1 pseudogene is annotated in these 1,562 nt (G+C 60.1%); it reads right to left on the bottom strand.

Going from position 1 to position 1,562, the window contains the following annotated elements:
• Positions 1-106: 106 nt before the first annotated feature.
• Positions 107-1,477, bottom strand: a pseudogene (locus IVB48_RS32995) (IS1182 family transposase).
• Between the last annotated feature and the right edge of the window lie 85 nt (positions 1,478-1,562).

The following is a 1,562-nucleotide window of genomic DNA, read 5'->3' on the forward strand; positions in this document are numbered from 1 at the left end:
GGCCGATTTTGTTGCAAAAGTCGGCTGCAATGGATTTGGCCGCTGGGCCTTTCGTTGAGCCGCGCTCTGAAGCGCTGGCCCTGACGCATTTTACGCAACTTCGACGCTACGCGATGCGCAGAGCCTGAGCCGGTGGCGGTCGTGCGACCAGCGATGCAAATCGCCTCAGATTCTGGGCGATGGCGGCTAGAACAAACTCATCCTGGGCACCTTGCGGGCCGCGCAATCGGAGCCGACCAAGCTTCAGGATGCGCTTCAAGTGTGCGAACCTCATCTCGATCTTCTTGCGCTGACGCCGAGAGAGCTCGAAGCCCTCGGTGCCAGCGAACGACCGGGCAACGTCTCGGGCATGCTCATGGATATCGCGCGGGATCTTGCGTGATGGTTCCTTTGGGCAGCACTGCGGCTTGAGCGGGCATACATCGCAGTCGAGCTTGCTTGCACGATACAGAAAGGGTCTTGCCCTCGTGCACGGTACCGCTCGTCCCAAGCCGCTTACCACCCGGGCAGTGGTAAACGTCGCCGATCGGGTCATATCGAAAGTCGCTCCGCGAGAAAGTGCCATCATCCCGCTTCGACTTATCGAACACAGGGATATGTGGCGCGATGCCCTTCTCCTCGACCAGCCAGTTCAGCATTGGAGCCGCTCCGTAAGCGGTATCCCCGACAAGTCGCTCTGGCTTGAGACCGAAGCGCTCCTCGGTCGTTCGATCATGGTCTTTGCTGCACCGACCTCGGCCTGGCGAATGGCGCGGGAGGCCTCGACATCAACGATGACGCCGAACTTCACGTCGATGAGATAGTTGTCGGAGTACGCGAAGAATGCCGGCCCCTTGTGAGCGCCGGTCCACTGCGCTGCCGGATCGGATGGCGAGACAAATTTCGGGATGACATCGCTGGCGGCTCCCCACGCCGGATCGTCGAGGGTTGCCAAATACTCCTTCACCGCGCGGCTAGACCTGGCCGGATCGCGATCCCTGCGCCAATCGTGACCTGCGATCGAGCGCTGCTTGTTCGCGTCGGCCGCAATCAGGCTCGCATCGACTGCAAATCCTTCGCCACCAACCAGACCGGCGGCAATGCATGTCTCGACAATCCGTTCGAACACGCGGCGGAGAACATCTCCATCGCGGAAGCGCTCGTTGCGGGCGCGCGAGAACGCCGAATGATCCGGGACAGCGTCCTCGATACCGAGCTTGCAGAACCAGCGATAGGCGAGGTTCACCTGCACTTCACGGCAGATCAGCCGTTCCGAGCGGATCGCAAAGACATACCCCGCGACCAGCATCCGGATCATCAGTTCCGGATCGATCGACGGGCGCCCCATCGACGAATAGTGAGATGCTAGTTCACCGCGAAGCCAGGACAGATCGAGAGCAGCATCGATCTTCCGCACCAAATGATCTTCAGGAACCGCGTCGCCAAGACAAGCCTCGTAGAACAGTTGACCTTGGTCACTCTTCAGACGGCCCATCATGGATCGACCTCGCCGAGATTCGCGTCAACACAACGGAATCACGCTTCGTGACTTGTCTCAACCGACTTTTGCAACAAAATCGGCC

Origin of the sequence: Bradyrhizobium sp. 76, from assembly GCF_023073025.1 — a bacterium.
GTDB lineage: Bacteria > Pseudomonadota > Alphaproteobacteria > Rhizobiales > Xanthobacteraceae > Bradyrhizobium.